At 37.0% G+C, this 19,749-nt stretch carries 17 protein-coding genes; 14 read left to right on the top strand and 3 right to left on the bottom strand.

Annotated elements, in window-relative coordinates; translation table 11 throughout:
* Positions 1–55 precede the first annotated feature (55 nt).
* The 7 genes from ACFWDE_RS18030 (at position 56) to ACFWDE_RS18000 (ending at position 9,382) form a co-directional block, all read left to right on the top strand.
* Positions 56–3,418, top strand: a complete 3,363-nt coding sequence (locus ACFWDE_RS18030; RefSeq protein ID WP_377893707.1) for a tubulin-like doman-containing protein — start codon at positions 56–58, stop codon at positions 3,416–3,418.
* Positions 3,419–3,475: 57 nt separating this feature from the next.
* The gene (locus ACFWDE_RS18025) at positions 3,476–3,616 is read left to right on the top strand and encodes a hypothetical protein (RefSeq protein WP_002066460.1); all 141 of its coding nucleotides are present in this window, start codon (positions 3,476–3,478) and stop codon (positions 3,614–3,616) included.
* Positions 3,617–4,129: 513 nt separating this feature from the next.
* Positions 4,130–5,506, top strand: a complete 1,377-nt coding sequence (bcaP, locus tag ACFWDE_RS18020; protein WP_377893705.1) for a branched-chain amino acid transporter BcaP — start codon at positions 4,130–4,132, stop codon at positions 5,504–5,506.
* 118 nt (positions 5,507–5,624) lie between these two features.
* Complete coding sequence (locus tag ACFWDE_RS18015; protein ID WP_002121300.1) at positions 5,625–5,873, top strand: DUF1294 domain-containing protein; 249 nt, start codon at positions 5,625–5,627, stop codon at positions 5,871–5,873.
* Positions 5,874–5,978: 105 nt separating this feature from the next.
* A complete protein-coding gene (rarD, locus tag ACFWDE_RS18010) occupies positions 5,979–6,920 on the top strand; it encodes an EamA family transporter RarD (RefSeq protein ID WP_105585238.1) in 942 nt (313 codons plus the stop codon).
* Between the two features lie 80 nt (positions 6,921–7,000).
* Positions 7,001–7,426, top strand: coding sequence for a divergent PAP2 family protein (locus ACFWDE_RS18005; RefSeq protein ID WP_002111092.1), 426 nt, complete (start codon positions 7,001–7,003; stop codon positions 7,424–7,426).
* A 102-nt stretch (positions 7,427–7,528) separates the two neighbouring features.
* A complete protein-coding gene (locus ACFWDE_RS18000) occupies positions 7,529–9,382 on the top strand; it encodes a terpene cyclase/mutase family protein (protein ID WP_377893703.1) in 1,854 nt (617 codons plus the stop codon).
* Between the two features lie 74 nt (positions 9,383–9,456).
* On the opposite strand, the gene ACFWDE_RS17995 is transcribed toward ACFWDE_RS18000, so the two are convergent.
* On the bottom strand, positions 9,457–9,606 hold the full coding sequence (locus tag ACFWDE_RS17995) for a YfhD family protein (protein ID WP_377893716.1): 150 nt from the start codon (positions 9,604–9,606) through the stop codon (positions 9,457–9,459).
* Positions 9,607–9,892: 286 nt separating this feature from the next.
* Between ACFWDE_RS17995 and fabG the strand changes: the two genes are divergently transcribed.
* Complete coding sequence (gene fabG, locus ACFWDE_RS17990; protein ID WP_002014354.1) at positions 9,893–10,633, top strand: 3-oxoacyl-ACP reductase FabG; 741 nt, start codon at positions 9,893–9,895, stop codon at positions 10,631–10,633.
* A gap of 50 nt (positions 10,634–10,683) precedes the next feature.
* Here the strand turns inward: fabG and dhaS are convergent, their stop codons facing one another.
* Positions 10,684–12,168: an aldehyde dehydrogenase DhaS gene (dhaS, locus tag ACFWDE_RS17985; RefSeq protein ID WP_377893701.1), complete on the bottom strand. Its 1,485-nt coding sequence runs from the start codon at positions 12,166–12,168 to the stop codon at positions 10,684–10,686.
* A gap of 272 nt (positions 12,169–12,440) precedes the next feature.
* Here dhaS and ACFWDE_RS17980 point away from each other — a divergent pair, with 272 nt between their 5' ends.
* From ACFWDE_RS17980 to ACFWDE_RS17955, 6 genes are all read left to right on the top strand, one after another.
* Positions 12,441–12,719 (top strand): YhdT family protein, encoded by a 279-nt coding sequence (locus tag ACFWDE_RS17980; protein ID WP_002146375.1) that lies wholly within the window; start codon positions 12,441–12,443, stop codon positions 12,717–12,719.
* A 3-nt stretch (positions 12,720–12,722) separates the two neighbouring features.
* Positions 12,723–14,156: a sodium/pantothenate symporter gene (gene panF / locus ACFWDE_RS17975; RefSeq protein ID WP_377893699.1), complete on the top strand. Its 1,434-nt coding sequence runs from the start codon at positions 12,723–12,725 to the stop codon at positions 14,154–14,156.
* Between the two features lie 121 nt (positions 14,157–14,277).
* Positions 14,278–15,210 (top strand): nucleoside hydrolase, encoded by a 933-nt coding sequence (locus ACFWDE_RS17970; protein WP_377893697.1) that lies wholly within the window; start codon positions 14,278–14,280, stop codon positions 15,208–15,210.
* Positions 15,211–15,328: 118 nt separating this feature from the next.
* A complete protein-coding gene (locus ACFWDE_RS17965; protein WP_264538891.1) occupies positions 15,329–16,438 on the top strand; it encodes a serine hydrolase in 1,110 nt (369 codons plus the stop codon).
* A gap of 101 nt (positions 16,439–16,539) precedes the next feature.
* A complete protein-coding gene (gene argH, locus ACFWDE_RS17960) occupies positions 16,540–18,048 on the top strand; it encodes an argininosuccinate lyase (RefSeq protein WP_377893695.1) in 1,509 nt (502 codons plus the stop codon).
* A gap of 66 nt (positions 18,049–18,114) precedes the next feature.
* A complete protein-coding gene (locus ACFWDE_RS17955; RefSeq protein ID WP_377893694.1) occupies positions 18,115–18,948 on the top strand; it encodes a GNAT family N-acetyltransferase in 834 nt (277 codons plus the stop codon).
* A gap of 35 nt (positions 18,949–18,983) precedes the next feature.
* Here ACFWDE_RS17955 and ACFWDE_RS17950 read toward each other — a convergent pair whose 3' ends face one another.
* On the bottom strand, positions 18,984–19,733 hold the full coding sequence (locus tag ACFWDE_RS17950; RefSeq protein ID WP_377893692.1) for a (S)-benzoin forming benzil reductase: 750 nt from the start codon (positions 19,731–19,733) through the stop codon (positions 18,984–18,986).
* Positions 19,734–19,749 lie beyond the last annotated feature (16 nt).

The following is a 19,749-nucleotide window of genomic DNA, read 5'->3' as shown; positions in this document are numbered from 1 at the left end:
GCCCGGCTCTCTTTATTCTTCTTTTCAAACAAGCAAGAATAGGAAGGTGGTTCACATGACATTACAAGTTCCAACAATTTTAATTGGCTTAGGTGGAATCGGTAGTACTGTCACACATCAAATATATGAAAGATTATCTGAGGAGCGTCGTAAAAAGGTAGCGATGCATGTATTTGATACAGATGTGAATACATTGAGTAAATTTGATCATATTCGGAAGTTTAAGACGCAAACGAGCTCGAGTAAAACACCGAGAGAGTATATTGCGGGAGATCCAACGATTCCAGAGTGGTTCCCGATGGACCCGACTATACTTGATAAACCGTTAACGGAAGGAGCGGGACAGTTACGTGTCATTTCTCGTTTAGCGCTACGTGCTGCGATGAAAGAAGATAAACTCACATCGTTTTGGCAAGAAATCGAGAAGATTTTTCCAGTTACAAGTGATCAGACGGAATATGGTGTACGTGTCATTATTGTAACATCACTAGCTGGCGGAACAGGCTCAGGGATGTTTTTACAAATCGCATTATATTTGCGTGAAATGCTTCGGAAAAAATTGCAGCATCACAACATTTTAATTCGCGGTGCGTTTTTAATGCCCGATGTTTTAGTTAAGACGAGAACGGTTAGTGCGAAAGAGTTTGAAACTGTGCAAGCGAATGGTTATGCATCATTAAAAGAGTTGCACGCTATTACGCTCGGGTCGACTGGTGAATTATCAAAACGAGGCGGCGTAACGATTGAATTAGAATATCGTCCTGATCAAGTGGATGAAGATGGAAGAACAAATCATACGATAAAGCAGCATCATTTACCGTACAATTATTGTTTCTTATATGATTATGAAAATTTACATGGGCACCATTTGCACAATTTATCGGATTATATGGAGCAAATGGCAAATACGATTTATTTACAGTTATTCAGTCCAATGTCTGCAAATCATTTTGCGCAAGAAGATAATCAAATTCAGCAATTGGCAGAATCGAGTGGGAAAGGGAGATATTGCGGAGCAGGAACAGCGAAGCTCATTTATCCGTATGAGCACGTTTTGAAATACTGTGCTTTAAAATGGGCGGTGCAAGGTTTAGATGAATCTTGGCTTCATTTAGATCAACTGTTTCAAGAGAAGAAGCAAAGATATGATCAAGATGTAAAGCGCGGTATGCAGCGTGAAAAGCCAGAGCGCGGGAAAAGTTATTTAGAAGATTTAGAGCATCTTGCTACTCGTCCAGAGCAGGCCCATATTTTTTATAGACAAATGTTCAATGAGACGCGCGAAGGGGCAGAGGGCGGTAAGGTTGGTGTTGCGAAGTCTAAGTTGTTTTTAGAGGCTGTCGAAAGCTATGTACACCGTACAGTGCAAAAAGATGAAGAATTAAACCGCCTGCAGCATGAGTGTAAAATATCGGCTACGAAACTGAAAATGATGGAACAAATGAAAGGTGAAGTAGCGAGAGTTGATCATGCGGTTCGTTTATATGCTTATGCGATTCCGAGCCGTGTACATGAGCATGTGACTACACTTTTATATGACATGGTCGAATCAGACCGCTTTATACCGAGTGGATCAGAAGGACAGTCTTATCAATTAAATACATGGTTTTTAAAGAAAACGGATCCGGTTCATCCTGTCGCAGCACGTTTTATGCTGTATGAAATTCGTAAGCAGTTAGTAGAGAAGATGAATCGACTGCATGAAAATAATGAACAAAAGCGTAATTTAATTCAAAACTACGATAAGAAATTTAATGTGAGTAATATTGATGGAACGGTAACGGCTGTTCGCCGCGTTGAAATTGCTCAGCAACAAGGCTGGGTCGGGAAAATGTTTTATAATCAGCAACGTTTGTTCAAAAAAGAATTTGAAGATATCGTAACGCAATATGTCCACAAATTAAGTGAGTATCGTAAAGAAATGTTATTAGAACTCGTGTATCAATCGCTATACCAAGCAGTTGATAAAATGATCCAATATTGGGAAAGATTCTTTGATAATTTACACGAAACACGTGAAAATTTATTGTTTGAAATCCAAAAGCGAAGCAAGGAATTTGAGGGGAAAACGAACCCGACGAATGTATACGTATTAGCTGAAGAGAAATTGCAAGAAAAGATTTGGCAAGATATGCAGCAACATTTAAATTTAGGTGTATTACCGAAAGATATATCGTCCGAAATTTATATGAGCTTGTACGGGGAATATTGTCGTGATGCGAAAGCCGAAGAAATTCAGTCGAAAAAGGTGGAAGACTTCTATCGTGAACATATATTGAGTTATTGTTATGACGAACTTCAAGTGCGCTATCGTGACAAACTAGAGCTTAATATCGTTGAAGCATTGCGAAAAGAAGCAGATTTCAAGAAGCGTGATCGTGATGAATACGTTCGTGAAAAAATTGAAGATCTTTTCCATTTAGCAAGTCCGTTCGTTCCGAAAGTTTCTCATCATAGAGAATTACAATATTGGGGTGTACATCCATCTTTAAAACAAGAATTGCAAGAAGAGTTATTGCAAGAAATGTTTAAAGAAAAAGATACGGTAAACGAGGCGTTTTCACCATTTGAAGTGATTTGTTATCGTGCTCATTACGGATTATCGCTACAAGATTTTCCTAAGCTTTCATCTGGGCATATTGCAAATGGCTTTATGAACGATAAAGGTGACTACTTTCAATCGTATTATCGCCGCGTGAACAAATTAAATAGTAAAAAATCTAGTTTGACGCCGCATTTAGATAAATATTGGCACTTACCAGCCTTTATGCCAGACTTGAATGCAACGCAAACGAAGTTAGATTACGATAAATGTAATCGTGCTCTTCTATACGCGTATATGTATCGCTGGATTAGCTTAGTTGCTGTTGATGGACAATTCGTGTATCAATATAATGGTGTCGGCCGTAGCTTTTTAATCCAGTCGATGGGGAAAAATATTTCAAGCGAAAGTTATAAGTTGCACAGAGCATTGCTTCATAATCCGTTTATTTATGAAAACATCTTGTCCCGGTTTGAAGAAGAACAAGAAAAGGCAATGATACAAGGTGGGCATTTATATACACATGCATTTGTATTAGGGGCTCAAGATATTAGATGGCTTCGTAAAGAGCATGTCCATAATATTTTAGATATGATTTTAATGTATGATCGTGAAGCAAAATATGACCCGACGTTAGAAGAAACATCTGATGATTTGTTAAGGCTATTCCTTGATGAAATTGAGCTGTATTTCCAAAACTATTACGGAACAGGTGCAGATATGGTTGCAAAGAAAGAGAAAGAGATGTTTATGAAACAATTGTGGGATCGTTCGTATGCGAAAGGGTATGTGGATCCAAATAGTGCGCCTTATAAAAAATGGCAAAATGTATTACATGTTCCTGATGAAGAAGAAGTGCCAAAAACGAATGTATAATGAGTGAAAAGGGAATCCTTAAGAATGGCAATACAACTTTAGAAATGAGGGATTCCGATGCCGTTTTTAGGAAGTGTATATCAAATATTTGGATTATATCCAGAAATTTATTATGGAATGATTTCAGCAGAGCTGCAAGAAGAAGCTCGAAAGGAACATATCGATAATAGTAGTACAGAAATTGAAGCGGAAGAATAAAGCGCAGATGAACATCTGCGCTTTTTTATTGTCCTAAGTGAAAATACTGTTTGTAATTTGTAGGGAAGTTAATCGGTCTAACAAGATGAATAGTTATTTCTATATAACGAATCGACTGGTTTTATTGTGTTTGCATACGGGGATTACATTGAATTCAATGTATAAAAATGAATTTTGAAATAATGAAAAGTGTATTAAAATGGGAATTGATAGTGTTTGTTAGTGGTATCGTATATTTTGGAATGCTATTTTGTTTATAATTATTCAATTCGGGTGAATTAATTATATTGTTGACAATATAATTAATCGTGTGATAAATTCAATCAATCTTCTAAAAATATGCCTGTTAATAAGCGTATTTTCAGGAGATTGATTTTTCTGATTTTTAGGTGTGTAATTTGTGGAGTTTATATAGGGAGTGGAAGTAAAGCATGAATATTATTAATGTGTAATAGCAAAAGTAATAAAGATTGTAATGAGTAAGGGATAATTTTGAAAAAGAGGTTTCTACGAATGAGTTTATTTATAAAGAAAGCAATGAATGAAGAAAAGAAAAAAGTGTTACAACAAACTTTAGGAGCAATTGATTTAACGCTTTTAGGAATTGGAGCAATTATTGGTACAGGCATTTTCGTATTAACAGGTATTGTAGCAGCGAAACATGCTGGTCCAGCAATTGTATTATCTTTCATGTTAGCTGCAATTGTATGTGCTTGTGTAGCCTTTTGTTATGCTGAATTTGCATCTACAGTCCCGGTCTCAGGAAGTGTGTATTCGTATACGTATATGACATTAGGTGAGATTTTTGCTTTTATAGTTGGCTGGTGTGTCATGTTAGAGTACTTATTAGCTACTTCTGCGGTGGCGGCGGGATGGTCAGCCTATTTTCAGTCATTGCTACTAGGGTTTAATATTCATATTCCGGCAATCATTGCTTCTGCACCAGGGATGGGGAATGGCGGAATTATTGACTTGCCAGCGGTTATTATTATTTTAGTTGTTACATTTTTACTAAGTCGTGGCGTGAAAGAAAGCGCACGTATAAATAATATAATGGTTATTATTAAACTGGCTGTTATTTTAGTATTTATTATTGTAGGAGCGAAATATGTAAAGCCAGAGAATTGGCAGCCGTTTCTTCCTTTTGGATACCATGGTGTTATTGGAGGAGCTGCTACTGTATTTTTTGCCTTTTTAGGTTTCGATGCAGTTGCAACAGCAGCAGAGGAAGTGAAACGCCCACAACGTAACGTTCCAATCGGATTACTGGTCTCTTTATGCATTTGTACAATTCTTTATGTTGGTGTTTCATTTGTGTTAACAGGAATGGTTCCATTTACGGATCTGAATGTAGCTGATCCAGTTGCGTATGCACTGCGTATTGTAGGAGAGGATAGAATTGCTGGTCTATTATCAGTTGGAGCGATAGCTGGTTTAACAACAGTTCTGTTAGTTGCTATGTTTGCATTTGTTCGAGTATCATACTCGATGAGCCGAGATGGCTTGTTACCAAAAAGATTTTCGAGTGTTCATAAACGTTATCAAACACCATTTTTTAATACATGGATTACGGGTATTCTTGCGGCTGTATTAGCAGGTTTATTGGACTTGAATTTGTTGGCGAATTTAGTGAATGTGGGAACGATAACAGCGTTTATATTTGTGTCTATTGCTGTAATTGTATTAAGGAAGACACATCCTAATTTGGAAAGACCGTTCCGAGCTCCGTTAGTTCCATTCTTACCTATACTTGCGATAGTAAGTTGTTTATATTTAGCATTAAATCTTTCTAAAACTACTTTAATCAGTTTTGCAATTTGGGTTATTGTAGGTATTTTTATTTATTTCATATACGCGAAAAAGCATAGTAATATTAGAAATAGAGTGTAAGGTATTACAATTATGGTTATAGGTTAAAAAAATTTATTTTTTACCTATAGCCATTTTTATTTGTGTGCACCTTGTTTTCGTGTTAACATAAAGCGAATTTTTTAAGGGAGAGAAAGAGATGAAATGGATTTATTTTATTATCATCAACGTTATAGCATTTAGTATGATGGGGCTTGATAAGCGAAAAGCAAAGAAAAAGCAGTGGAGAACGCCAGAAAGTACGTTATTTTTATCAGCTGCAGCTGGAGGAGCGGTTGGAGCTTGGATTGGTATGTATATGTTTCATCATAAGACACATAAAAATAAATTTGTCTTCGGTATGCCAGTGCTCGTTATTATAACAGTAGGAGTGTTTTTATACATATAACGGATTTGTAAGAGGAATGTCGAAAGAAATGCAGATTGAATATTGGTAAAGTAAGCATGTGAGACTTTATAATGAAGAAAAAAAGAGAAGAGGAGAAAAAGAAAGATGGGGAGTCAAACAGCACAGCAAAAGCAGGGGATTATATATGCAGCAGGTGCGTATACGATGTGGGGAGTTCTTCCGATTTATTGGAAATGGGTGGAGGAAGTTCCGGCAGATGAAATATTAGCACATCGCATCGTTTGGGCATTTGTTTTTATGTTGTTAGTTTTAGGAGTAACGAAGAGGTTTCGTCAGTTTGGTGGGGAGTTAGTGACCCTTTTTAAACGACCTAAATTATTAATCTCATTAACAATTGCTTCGGTACTTATTAGTGGAAACTGGTTTGTATACATATGGGCCGTAAATCATAACCATGTAATCGAGGCAAGTCTTGGGTATTATATTAATCCACTTATAAGTATTTTACTTGGTACAGTTGTTCTAAAAGAGAAGCTTAATTTTTGGCAATATGTTGCGGTTGGTTTAGCTGGATTAGGTGTTGTTATTTTAACGATACGTTTCGGATCAATTCCATGGGTTTCTCTTTCACTTGCTTTTTCATTTGGATTATATGGATTAACGAAAAAATTATTAAATTACGACGCAACAATTGGGCTTACGATGGAAACGATGTTAGTGACGCCATTTGCACTTATATATTTGTTTATGACAGGAGTGCATGGCTTTGGTTCGTTCGGTTCTATTTCGGCAATATCAACGTTTCTTTTAATAGGGGCGGGTATTGTTACAGCATTACCACTCTTTTATTTTGCTAAAGGAGCACAACTTATTCCGCTCTATATGATAGGATTTTTACAATACATCGCGCCGACTATTAGTTTAATTTTAGGTGTGTTCGTTTTTGGTGAACATTTCACATCTACTCATATGATTGCGTTTTTCTGTATATGGATTGCTTTATTTGTCTTTTCAATGGCGAAAACAAAGTTTCTACTACAGAAACAACCAAAATTTATTAAAAATAAATCAGCAAAAGTATCATAATGCGTAGTATTTTCTACGCATTTTTCTTTATACTTATATTATATAGAAATTCCATTATAGTCAGTGAGGAGCTGAAAAACATGGAAACAATTTTACATAATGACCCACTTATAGCAGCTGTAATTTCTTGGTTTTTAGCACAGTTAACGAAAGTCGTTTTTAAATTAATAAAAACAGGCGAGTTTGATTTTGCTAAGTTCTTTGCTTCAGGTGGAATGCCAAGTTCGCATGCTTCGACTGTTACTGCACTTGCTACAGGTGTCGGGGTGGTGGAAGGTGTGGAGAGTCCAATATTTGCGGTTGCCGCTATTTTTGCCATTATTGTTATGTACGATGCTTCAGGAGTAAGGCTTGCGGTTAGTAAGCAAGCGAAAATATTGAATGATTTTTTTCATGGTAGACAAACAGAATATAAAAAGTTAAATGAGCTCGTTGGACATACACCCTATCAAGTTGTTGTTGGTGCACTATTAGGAATTGTTGTCGGGGTTGGGTATTGCTTGTAAGCAGAATGTGTGTAATACACGTTCTGCTTTTCTTTGTTTTCATACATATTTAGCTAAGTTTTCGAATATCGTATACGGACTTAGAAAGGGTGGGTGAGCGGTGTGCTACTATATGACAAAGTGCGTGAGGAGATAGAGCGGAGAACGACTGCACTTCAAACGATGCAAAGGCAAGACGGAACGTGGTCATTTTGTTTTGAAGGAGCTTTGCTAACGGATTGTCATATGATTTTTTTACTCAAATTATTAGGGCGAAATGACGAAATAGAACCGTTTGTGGAAAGGTTAGCATCTCTTCAAACAAATGAAGGGATTTGGAAATTATATGAAGATGAAAAGGAAGGGAATTTATCCGCGACGATTCAAGCATATGCTGCTTTACTTGCTTCGGAAAAATATTCGAAAGAAGATATGAATATGAGGCGAGCTGAAATGTTTATTAAGGAACATGGGGGAGTTTCTCGTGCTCATTTTATGACGAAATTTTTATTAGCGATTCATGGAGAATATGAATTTCCCGCGCTTTTTCACTTTCCAACGCCAATCTTATTTTTACAAGATGACTCACCTCTCAGTATATTTGGGCTAAGCAGCTCAGCGCGTATACATTTAATTCCGATGATGATTTGTATGAATAAGAGATTCCGTGTAGAGAAAAAGTTATTGCCAAATTTAAATCATATTGCAGGCGGGGGTGGGCAATGGTTTCGAGAGGAGCGGTCTCCGCTGTTTCAATCGTTTTTAGGTGATGTGAAAAAGGTAATATCTTATCCATTATCGTTACATCATAAAGGATACGAAGAAGTAGAGCGCTTTATGAAGGAGCGTATAGATGAAAATGGAACATTATATAGTTACGCGAGTGCTACGTTTTATATGATTTATGCTTTGCTTGCATTAGGGCACTCTATTCAGTCTCCAATTATTGAGAAAGCTGTGACAGGATTAAAATCTTATATATGGAAGATGGACAGAGGAAGTCATTTGCAAAATTCTCCTTCTACCGTATGGGATACCGCTTTACTTAGCTATTCATTGCAAGAAGCTAAAGTTACAAATGAAAATAAGATGATTCAAAGGGCGACAGAGTATTTATTGCAAAAACAACAAACTAAAAAGGTAGATTGGAGCGTACATGCATCATCACTTGTAGCTGGCGGTTGGGGATTTTCAGATGTTAATACGACGATACCTGATATAGACGATACTACAGCTGCTCTTAGAGCGTTAGCGCGAAGTAGAGGGAATGATAGAGTAGATGATGCGTGGGGAAGAGGCGTGGAATGGGTAAAAGGATTGCAAAACAATGATGGGGGCTGGGGAGCTTTTGAACGAGGGGTAACGAGCAAGTTACTAGCGAATTTGCCGATTGAAAATGCGAGTGATATGATAACCGATCCGTCCACACCAGATATTACAGGTAGGGTGTTAGAATTATTCGGAACGTATGCACCGAATGAATTGCCTGAAGAGCAAAAAAAGAAAGCTATCAAATGGTTAATGGATGTACAGGAACAGAATGGATCATGGTATGGAAAATGGGGGATATGTTATATATACGGGACATGGGCAACGATGACAGGCTTACGTGCATTAGGAGTGCCTTCTACTCATCCATCGTTGAAAAAAGCAGCTTCATGGCTCGAGCATTTGCAGCATGAAGACGGAGGGTGGGGAGAATCCTGTCAAAGTAGTGTAGAGAAAAAATTTATTTCTTTATCCTTTAGCACGCCGTCACAAACAGCGTGGGCACTTGATGCACTCATTTCTTACTACGATCAAGAAACACCGATTATTCGAAAAGGAATTTCATATTTGCTCGCGCAGTCTACTATGAATGAAAAATATCCTACTGGTACAGGGTTACCGGGCGGTTTTTATATTCGCTACCATAGTTATGGGCATATATATCCGTTACTTGCTTTAGCGCATTACGTAAAGAAATATAGAAAATAAACCGAGAGATACTCTCGGTTTATTTTGATGGGTAGTAGGTCCCTGTTGAAAAGAATAAGGAACGTTGTAGTGCCTTATTTTTCTGTTGATTGGCGTCTTTGACGTGCATCAGCGGCATTTGCACGTGCGTTTGCTTCTAAGTCATTGTGGTCAGCGAGTTCGCGAGCGAACTCAACATCAATGCCATCGGCAGCTTTGTTTCGATTTACATTCTTTTTTTTCATTCGACACAATCTCCTTGTGCTTTATCCCGCATAAACGGTTAGTAAAACTCCCACCTCAAAATTCAGATGGAACAAAGAAGCTAGGTGGGAGATTAACTGCCCGTAAATGCCCGATTGGTGAGGGCTAATAATCAGTAGGGGATGAACAAAATCCCCACTGATTAAAGTTTCACTTTATGCGGCGTTGCAAAGTTAGTTTGACACAAATAGACTTTTTTATACAAAGAGGATTTGGAAAGCATAGAGCCGAAATATACAATATAAGTAATAGAAATGGGGGATAGAGATGGAATTGTTGAATGGGAAAACAGCTGTTGTAACGGGTGCTGCGCAGGGGATTGGAAAAGAAATCGCACGAGTTTTTGCAAAACTAGGGGCCAAAGTATTAATTAGTGATGTAAATGAAGAGAAGCTACAAGAAACGACACGTGAATTATCAGATGAAGGGTATGATGTGAGTTTATATCGATGTGATGTGAGCAATCAAAATGAAGCGAAGTCGTTAATTGAATATGCGGTGCAAAAATTTGGTACATTACATATTTTAGTGAATAACGCTGGGATTACAAAAGATGCAATGTTACATAAGATGGAGAAGTCTGCTTGGGAACAAGTATTACAAGTGAACTTAACTGGCGTTTTTTATTGTATGCAGCCAGCACTTCTTTATATGAGACAACAACAGTATGGACGGATTATTAATATTTCTTCTATTAGTAGGGAAGGAAATATTGGACAAGCAAATTATGCGGCTACAAAAGCAGGGGTTGTAGGCTTAACAAAAACAGCAGCGAAAGAGGTTGGAAGTTTTGGTATTACGTGTAATGCGATTTGTCCAGGGTTTATGGATACTGATATGACAAAAACAATACCGGATAAAGTAAAAGAGAAAATGGTTGGAGCGATTCCAGTTGGAAGAATCGGAACGCCGGAAGATATTGCAAACGCAGCTGCCTTTTTAGCATCAGAGTATGCGTCTTACATTACAGGAGAGGTATTAAATGTGAGCGGTGGGTTGCAAGTGTAAATGAATACATAATGAAAAGAACCTGACCGAGTAGGTCAGGTTCTTTCTCGTTAATTTAAGTTAATCCAAACGCTCTTCACTTCTGTATAGTTGTTCAGCGCGTAAGATCCCATTTCGCGGCCAAGGCCAGATTGTTTAAATCCTCCAAATGGAGATGCTGCATCAAAGACGTTATAACAGTTTACCCATACTGTACCTGCACGTACTTTGCTTGCGATATAATGTGCCGTTTTTACGTTTTCTGTCCATACACCAGCCGCTAAGCCGAATTGTGATTTATTCGCACGATCAATTACTTCATCAATATCGTTAAACGGTAATGCGGAAATAACTGGACCGAAAATTTCTTCTTTAGCGATTGTCATCTCATCATTTACATCAGCGAATACTGTAGGAGAAACGAAGTAACCTTGGTCGAATGGTTTGTTTCCTCCGCAAAGTACTTCAGCACCTTCTGCAATTCCTTTTTCAATATAACCCATTACACGTTTTTGTTGTTCTTCAGAAACGAGAGGTCCGATTGTAGTTTCTGGATTTAGACCAGCGCCTTGAGTTAATTTTTTTGAATATAGAACGAGATCAGCCATGACATTATCGTACATTTTCTTCGGAATAAATAAGCGTGACCCAGCACAGCACACTTGTCCTTGGTTAAACATAACACCAGAAAGCGCAGCTGGAATCGCTCGAGATAAGTCAGCGTCTGGTAAAATAATGTTTGGCGACTTACCACCAAGTTCTAATGTAACGCGTTTTAACGATTCAGATGCTTGTCTCATAATTTGTTTGCCGACTGGAGTAGAACCTGTAAATGCAATTTTATCTACGAGTGGATGATTAACGAGAGCTTGTCCAGCTGTTTCACCGAATCCAGGAACGATGTTAACAACGCCTTTCGGGAATCCAGCTTCTTCAATTAATTCAGCTAAGTATAGAGCGGATAGTGGAGTTTGTTCTGCAGGTTTTAAAACGATTGTACATCCTGTTGCAAGGGCTGCTCCCATTTTCCACATTGCCATAAGAAGTGGGAAGTTCCATGGGATAATTTGACCGACAACACCAACAGCTTCATGGCGTGTATAGTTAAAATATTCACCAGAAACAGGGATTGTTTGTCCAACGATTTTTGTAGCCCATCCAGCATAATAGCGCATATGTTCAATTGCAAGAGGAACGTCTGCTGCTAAAGTTTCGCGGATTGGTTTTCCATTATCTAAAGTTTCGAGCTGTGCCAGCTCTTCTTTATGCTCTTCCATTAAATCAGCGAGCTTGTACATAAGACGGCTGCGTTCAGCAGTGCTCATGCGTGACCAAGGACCTTCATCGAAAGCCATTCGAGCAGCTACAACAGCTTTATGAATGTCTTCGCGACCAGCTTCAGCAACGATAGCGAGTGTTTCACCGGTTGCCGGGTTAGGAGTTTTGAATGTTTTTCCGGAAGCGCTTTCGATGAACGCTCCGTTCACATATAGTTTCTTTGTGCCTTGAAGAAATTTCTCTACTTTTTCATGAAGATTTACAGCTAGTTGACTCATTGTATAACCCCCTTGAAAATATAATTTAAACGCAGTACGAGACGGCGTTTATTCCGAAATCAAGGATGTGGGAACTAGATGAAAAGCCTCTACTTAAAATCATAAATAACAAATGCTGAAAATTCAAATTTCATTTTCATTACAATTGTAAAAAATATGTAATGAAACATTGTATTCTATATAATTACAAAAAATCCTGCGCGTTTTTGTTTTCTAGTAGGAAAAACTAGAAAAACAGTGGTACAATTATACATCGTGAGAGGAGGGAGAGAATGAAGAATTATCATGATGATCCGCGCTTTCGAGTTGCCCATAGAGAAGCGTTAATTGGTCTTGGATTAGCTATTATTAATTTTATAATATGGTATGGATTTGCTTATGGGCTTGGAAGTAAGGATCCGAGTGAATATACATATGTATTAGGTTTTCCAGCATGGTTTTTTTATAGCTGTATCGTTGGATTTATCGTAATGGTTATTTTGCTTATTTTAGTTGTTCGTTTTTTATTTCAAGATATTTCACTCGAAGAGGAAGAAAAAAGTGAGGAATGATAGATGAATTGGTATGTAATAATCCCAATGATAATTTCTTTTATCGTTGTGTTTTTAATTGGTGTATATGCATCAAGACGTGTACAAGCAACCGCTAATAATAAATTTTTACAAGAATATTTTCTTGGTGGGCGTGAACTAGGTGGCTTATTATTAGCTATGACGATGATTGCTACGTACGGTAGTGCAAGTAGCTTTATCGGCGGGCCTGGTATTGCTTACAATATGGGTCTTGGATGGGTGCTGTTATCAGCGATTCAAGTTGTCACAGGATATATCGTTTTAACGGTTATCGGTAAAAAGTTTGCTATTATCGCTAGGAAAATGGAAGCAATTACGCTTATTGATTATTTAAAGGGTAGATACAATAATAAAGCGGTAGTTGTTCTTTCTGCGTTATGTATTATAATCTTTTTGTTCTCAGCAACAGTAGCCCAGTGGGTTGGCGGTGGACGATTAATTGAGTCGCTAACAGGACTTTCCTACACAACGGCACTATTTTTATTTACATTTTCTGTACTTGTGTATGTGTTAATTGGTGGATTTCGTGCAGTCGCTTTATCAGATACGTTATTAGGAATCATTATGTTAGTCGGCACAACAATCATTTTAATTGCTACTGTCATTGCTGGTGGCGGAGTTGAAAAGATTATGCAGGAACTTATTCAAATTAATCCGAATTTAATAACACCGTTCGGAGCGGATGGAAGTTTAACGAAATCATATGTCACATCATTTTGGATTTTAATTGGAATTGGTGTCGTTGGATTACCGCAAATTAGTGTGCGTGCTATGTCTTATAAAAATTCAAAAGCTATGCACCAAGCATTAATCATTGGAACGGTTGTCGTCGGTACAATTATGATTGGTATGCATTTAACAGGTGTGTTTGCAAGAGTAGTCCTTCCAGGCATAACGGTACCAGATAAAGTAATGCCGCTACTCGCGATGGAAGTGTTGCCACCTTGGTTAGCTGGAGTTTTCTTAGCTGCACCAATGGCAGCGATAATGTCTACTGTGAACTCATTATTATTACTTGTAAGTTCGTCAATTATTAAAGATATATATGTGAACTACATAAATAAAGATGCCGCGGATAGTACGATAAAGAAAGGTAGCCTATGGATTACTGGTATCGTAGGATTACTCGTATATGCTGCCGCTATTAAGCCACCAGACTTTTTAATTTGGTTAAATTTATTTTCTTTCGGTGGTTTAGAAGCAGCGTTCATTTGGCCGATTGTACTAGGTTTATATTGGAGAAAGGGAAATGCAACTGGAGCTCTTGCATCTATTCTAGTTGGAGTAGGCTCCTATATGTTAATTCATCTTTGCTTCCCTAATCCATTTGGTATACATACAGTTGTTTTCCCGATTTGCTTGGCGTTTATCGCTTACATCATTGGAAGTATGAGTGTTGTGAAAAAAACAGTATAAGTTAGAAGAAAAACGTAGTCCATATAGGACTACGTTTTTCGTATGAATTTGTTCTTTTCTATTCTGTATATCCATGGCTATTCATAAATTAATAACAACTGAGGGGATGGAGTTGAGGTCGATGAAAAAAGTGTTGTTTTTGGGAGACCCGGGAATTGATGACTCTTTAGCAATAATGTATGGATTGTTGCATCCTGATATTGATATCGTTGGAGTCGTAACTGGATATGGGAATGTAACGCAGGAAAAGGCGACAAGTAACGCAGCGTATTTGCTGCAACTGGCAGGACGGGAAGATATACCTGTTATTAATGGGGCCAAAATACCTTTTTCTGGGGAATTTGTGACGTATTATCCAGAGATTCACGGCGCAGATGGCTTAGGACCTATTAAACCCCCAAAAGCTTTTTCACCAAATATAAAACCCTTTTGTGCATTTTTCGATATTCTTGAAAAATATAAAGGAGAATTAATTATTGTTGATGCCGGCAGATCAACAACATTAGCGACGGCATTTATTTTAGAAAAACCGATGATGAAGTATGTGAAAGAATATTATATAATGGGCGGTGCATTTTTAATGCCAGGCAATGTTACACCAGTCGCAGAGGCGAATTTTCATGGTGATCCTATTGCGTCACATTTAGTTATGCAAAATGCTAAAAATGTGACATTAGTGCCGCTTAACGTTACATCTGAAGCTCTTATTACGCCAGAGATGGTAAAATATATTACGAAACATTCTAAAACGAGTTTTAATAAATTAATTGAACCAATTTTCACGTATTATTATAAAGCTTATAAAAAGTTAAATCCGAAAATAACAGGAAGTCCAGTACATGACGTTGTAACAATGATGGTCGCGGCGAATCCATCTCTTTTAGATTACGTGTATCGTCGTGTGGATGTAGATACGCTTGGAATTGCAAAAGGAGAAAGTATTGCTGATTTTCGTCCTCAGCCTGATTCGAAGGCATTGAAAAATTGGGTGAGAATCGGTTGGTCATTACATTATAAAAAATTTCTTGAGGATTTTGTGAAAATTATGACGTAGACATAATAGGAGCATACAAGTTAAAATAATGGAGATGGTTATGTAAATAACCATCTCCATTATTTTATTTTTTAAAAGATAAAGAGAGAAGAGTTACACAATAGGAGAGGAATTTTACTTGAAAAAAACTATAGTATGCGCAGTGATTGTGGGTATTTTTGTTTTACTAATATCGGGTAACTTTTTAGTGAAAAAGGTGTGGAGTTCAAATAATGATGATGCGCAGTATATAGCATCTTTTATTGAAGAACATAAAGATGAAAAAAATAGTGCGCTTCTAGTAAAAAGAAATGATAAAGTTGTGTATTCTGTAAATCCAAATGTTGTATTGCCAGTTGCTAGTACGATGAAGTTAATTGTGGCGCTTGAATATACGAAACAAGTTACAGAGGGGAAAATTGATCCGTCTAGTTTCGTTTCAATTAATGATGTGAATCGTTATTATGTACCGAATACAGATGGTGGCGCACAAGATAGATGGCAAAATTATTTACAGAAAACCGGGAAGTTAACTGAAGGAGCAGTTTCTTTAGAAGAAGTTGCAAAAGGGATGGTTAAGTTCAGTTCAAATGCAAATACTGAATATTTAATGGAAGTATTAGGGCTAGATAACATTAATCGAAATTTACAAAGCTTAGCACTACCTGCACACCAACCACTATTTCCGATTGTTTCATCTTTATATATTCCAGGATATTTGCATAAAGAATTACATGTTCCAAAATATAAAATAGAGAAAAAGTTAAAAGAAATGTCTCAAGAGCAATATCGTGAATATGCTATGATTATTCATGAACGCTTGAAAAAGAAGGGGCCATTATTACAGAAGGAAATTCCTCTTTATTTAGAGGAACGATACGATAAAATTTGGTCGGATAGATTGCCTGCTGCTTCCGCAAACGATTATATGGTACTGCTTCAAAAGGCAAATCATAAAGGTGGCCTTACAGAAGCTGAAGAAAAAGTGTGGGCGAATATCGTTGAAACAGATATGACTGCAAAGAAATATCGTAAAACATTCAGACATGCTGGACAAAAGAATGGCTATACACAATGGACGGTAACTAAAGCAGTTTATGCAATGGATAAACGCGGAAACTGTACGGAAATTGTTTTCTTAGCAAATAATTTAAATGAAGATGACAGTGCTGAAATACGTAAACATTTAGCAAATTTACACTTCCAAGTATTGCAAAGTGATAAGTATGATGCGACTTTTATTAAATAAACTCGGTGCTATGAGCGCCGAGTTTATTTTTATGTACAAGCACTTTTTCACCATCCCTGGGTATGATGGGTAGTAACACTTAGGCGAAAGGGGAAAAGGTGATGAAACAGAGTAAAGAAGAGTTTATTAAGAATGAAGGCGCTGATTTCCCTGGGAAAACATATGTAGATTGTGTATTACAGCATGTATTTGATTTTCAGCGTAATTATTTATTAAAAGATATGTTTCAAGTGCATAGGGCACATATTACTATGTTAACTGAAGAAAAGTTAATGAAAAGAGAAGAAGCGAAAGTTATATTAACCGCACTTAAAAAAGTAGAGGGGATTCCAAAGGAGAAGTTGCTATATACAGAGCAACATGAAGATCTTTTTTTCTTAGTTGAACATTTGCTTTCTCAAGAAGCAAAGTGTGAATTTGTAAGTAATATGCATATCGGTAGAAGTAGAAATGATATGGGTGTAACGATGTATCGCATGAGTTTACGGCAATTTGTATTGCGGTTAATGGAACATCATTTATTGCTGCAAGAAAGTATGCTGGAGCTCGCCGGTGAACATATGGAAACAATTATGCCCGCGTATACACATACACAACCGGCGCAGCCGACAACATTTGGTCATTATGTTTTGGCAATTTACGATACGATGCAACGAGATTTAGAAAGAATGAAAAAAGCGTATCATCTTTTAAATCATTCTCCAATGGGGGCAGCTGCCCTTTCTACAACAAGCTTCCCAATTAAGAGAAAACGAGTTGCGCAGTTACTTGGGTTTACAAATGTAATTGAGAACTCATATGATGCTGTCGCTGGGGCGGATTATTTATTAGAAGTTAGTTCGTTGCTAATGGTTATTATGACGAACACGAGTAGATGGATTCATGATTTTTTACTATTAGCGACGAAAGAATATGATGGGATTACTGTAGCGAAGCCATATGTGCAAATAAGTAGCATTATGCCACAAAAACGAAATCCTGTTTCAATTGAACATGCCCGCGCTATTACGAGTAGTGCTTTAGGGGAAGCCTTTACTGTATTTCAAATGATTCATAATACACCATTTGGCGATATTGTCGATACGGAGGATGACTTGCAGCCGTATTTATATAAAGGAATTGAAAAGGCGATTCGTGTTTTTTCTATTATGAACGCGGTCATTCGAACGATGAAAGTAGAAGAAGAAACGTTAAAAAGTCGTTCCTACAAACATGCAATAACGATAACTGATTTTGCAGATGTTTTAACAAAAAACTATGAAATTCCATTTCGGCATGCACATCATGCAGCAAGTGCGATTGCGAATATGTCATTGGAGCAGAAAAAGGAGTTACATGAATTAAATTTCAAAGACATAAATGTATACTTACAAGAAAATTTGAAAGTAAATTTATTAGAAGAAGAGTGGAAAGAAATTATATCACCAGAAGCTTTTATTCAAAAAAGAAATGTATACGGCGGACCGAGTAAAAAAGAGATGGAGCGTATGATTAATAAACGTAAAGAATCGTTTCGAAAAGAAGAAGAGCTATTTGAGAAGGAAAAGAAGAGAGTTTTGCATGCTGAAAATGATTTGAACACATTAGTTTCAAATATTATTGAATCGTAAAAGAAGGATTTAATGAATTAATCGCCAATACTTAATTAAAATATAAATCGAGGGAAGAGATTGTCGATGATTCAATTACACGTATATGAAGAGATTCTTCATTTTAAAGAAGATGTTACACCATTTTTAGAAAAGAACGAGCAGGAAAATAATCTATTATTAGGTGTATTACAAGTGGCTCAAGAACCGATATTTATGGGTGTAGCGAAACGAGGAGAAGAAATTACAGTTGTATTTCTTCAAACAGAAGAGAAGATACAAATGATTGTTGCAAATTCTGAAATTTCGGAAGTAGATATAGTGAAACTTGCAAAAGAGTTAACGAAAGTATATCCAGATATTCCTGGATTAATCGGTAATAAGAAAAATGTACAGAAATTAGCGGAAGAGGTTGCGGTGTTAGAAAATAAGAAAACTAATGTTGTAATGGAACAAGGTGTGTATGCATTACAACAAGTTAAGAAAAAGTGGAACGAGGAGGGGATTTTTCGAGAAATAAATAGTGATGAGCTACCATTAATAGAAAAATGGATATATCAATTTTGCGAAGACGTGAAGCTCCCAACTACGAAAGAAGAAGCGAAACAAACCGCACATACATTAATCACTAATAATCGTCTGTTTGGTCTAGAAGTGGATGGTAAGCTCGTTTCTGTAGCTGCAAAAACGAGACCGACTACAAATAATATAACAGTCAATTTTGTATATACACCGAAAGAAGCACGAAAAAAAGGGTACGCATCTAATTGTGTGGCGGCACTCAGTCAACGTATGTTAGATGAAGGCTACAAAACAACTACACTATATACTGATCTAGCAAATCCAACATCTAATAAAATTTATCAAGAAATTGGTTATGAACAAATTGCGGAGTCTGTCCTCATATTTTTAGAGAAGTAGAATAAAAAGGCGTGCTATTTTAGCACACCTTTTTATTATTCATCAATTCTAATAACCTCGCCTTGCGGAAAGTCTGCAGTTTCTAGTAAGTTACGAATAGCTTTCGCAACATATTCAGGTGACAGTAGTTTTCCTTCTTCTTTTAATGCGGTGAATCGTTCTAAGTTAATAAAGTCTTCCTTATTTGTTTCACGAATTTGTGCTTGCATATTTGTATCAACAACACCTGGCGCAAAAGCGACGATTTTTACAGGGTGTTCTTTTTCCGCTTCTTCAGTAGCGACGCACTGGGTAAACATATTTACACCGGCTTTCGTTGTACAATAAGCACCCCAGCCAAAGTAAGGATTTTTTCCTGCACCAGATGAAATGTTTATAACACGTTTATCTACTTTCCAGCCTTTCGTATGTTTCATGAAAGTGGATGTAAGAATCATAGGTGCGATTAAATTAATTTGAACGTTCGTAATCAATAGTTCGCTTTCTGACTTTTCAATGGGCTTTATTGGTGCAACTGTGCCCGCATTATTAATTAAATGAATAGATGAGACAGTGCCTTCGTCAATAGAAGAAAGAATGTCATTAAAATGAATTTCTAAATTATGTACATCTTTAAGGTCTACGGAATGGAAAATACAATTGCTGCTGTTTTGCTCTGCGAGTTTTGTAAGCTCTTTATTTTCTCTTCTAGAAATAGAGATGACCGTTGTGTTTTCTTCTAACAATTGCGTGGCAATTGCCTCACCTAAACCTTGTGAAGTTCCTGTTACGATAACGTAGCGCATAGTTTTATAAACCCCT

The organism is Bacillus sp. NPDC060175 (assembly GCF_042728695.1).
GTDB lineage: Bacteria > Bacillota > Bacilli > Bacillales > Bacillaceae_G > Bacillus_A.
The sequence above is the reverse complement of the archived record's forward strand: the minus strand, read 5'-3'. Positions and strand labels throughout refer to the sequence as shown.

Coding starts and splice junctions, on each gene's coding strand:
- bcaP (WP_377893705.1), top strand. CDS start 4,130: ATGAGTTTATTTATAAAGAAAGCAATGAATGAAGAAAAGAAAAAAGTG.
- dhaS (WP_377893701.1), bottom strand. CDS start 12,168: ATGAGTCAACTAGCTGTAAATCTTCATGAAAAAGTAGAGAAATTTCTT.
- rarD (WP_105585238.1), top strand. CDS start 5,979: ATGGGGAGTCAAACAGCACAGCAAAAGCAGGGGATTATATATGCAGCA.
- ACFWDE_RS18015 (WP_002121300.1), top strand. CDS start 5,625: ATGAAATGGATTTATTTTATTATCATCAACGTTATAGCATTTAGTATG.
- ACFWDE_RS17995 (WP_377893716.1), bottom strand. CDS start 9,606: ATGAAAAAAAAGAATGTAAATCGAAACAAAGCTGCCGATGGCATTGAT.
- ACFWDE_RS18030 (WP_377893707.1), top strand. CDS start 56: ATGACATTACAAGTTCCAACAATTTTAATTGGCTTAGGTGGAATCGGT.
- ACFWDE_RS17970 (WP_377893697.1), top strand. CDS start 14,278: ATGAAAAAAGTGTTGTTTTTGGGAGACCCGGGAATTGATGACTCTTTA.
- ACFWDE_RS18005 (WP_002111092.1), top strand. CDS start 7,001: ATGGAAACAATTTTACATAATGACCCACTTATAGCAGCTGTAATTTCT.
- ACFWDE_RS17980 (WP_002146375.1), top strand. CDS start 12,441: ATGAAGAATTATCATGATGATCCGCGCTTTCGAGTTGCCCATAGAGAA.
- argH (WP_377893695.1), top strand. CDS start 16,540: ATGAAACAGAGTAAAGAAGAGTTTATTAAGAATGAAGGCGCTGATTTC.
- ACFWDE_RS17955 (WP_377893694.1), top strand. CDS start 18,115: ATGATTCAATTACACGTATATGAAGAGATTCTTCATTTTAAAGAAGAT.
- ACFWDE_RS18025 (WP_002066460.1), top strand. CDS start 3,476: ATGCCGTTTTTAGGAAGTGTATATCAAATATTTGGATTATATCCAGAA.
- panF (WP_377893699.1), top strand. CDS start 12,723: ATGAATTGGTATGTAATAATCCCAATGATAATTTCTTTTATCGTTGTG.
- ACFWDE_RS17950 (WP_377893692.1), bottom strand. CDS start 19,733: ATGCGCTACGTTATCGTAACAGGAACTTCACAAGGTTTAGGTGAGGCA.
- fabG (WP_002014354.1), top strand. CDS start 9,893: ATGGAATTGTTGAATGGGAAAACAGCTGTTGTAACGGGTGCTGCGCAG.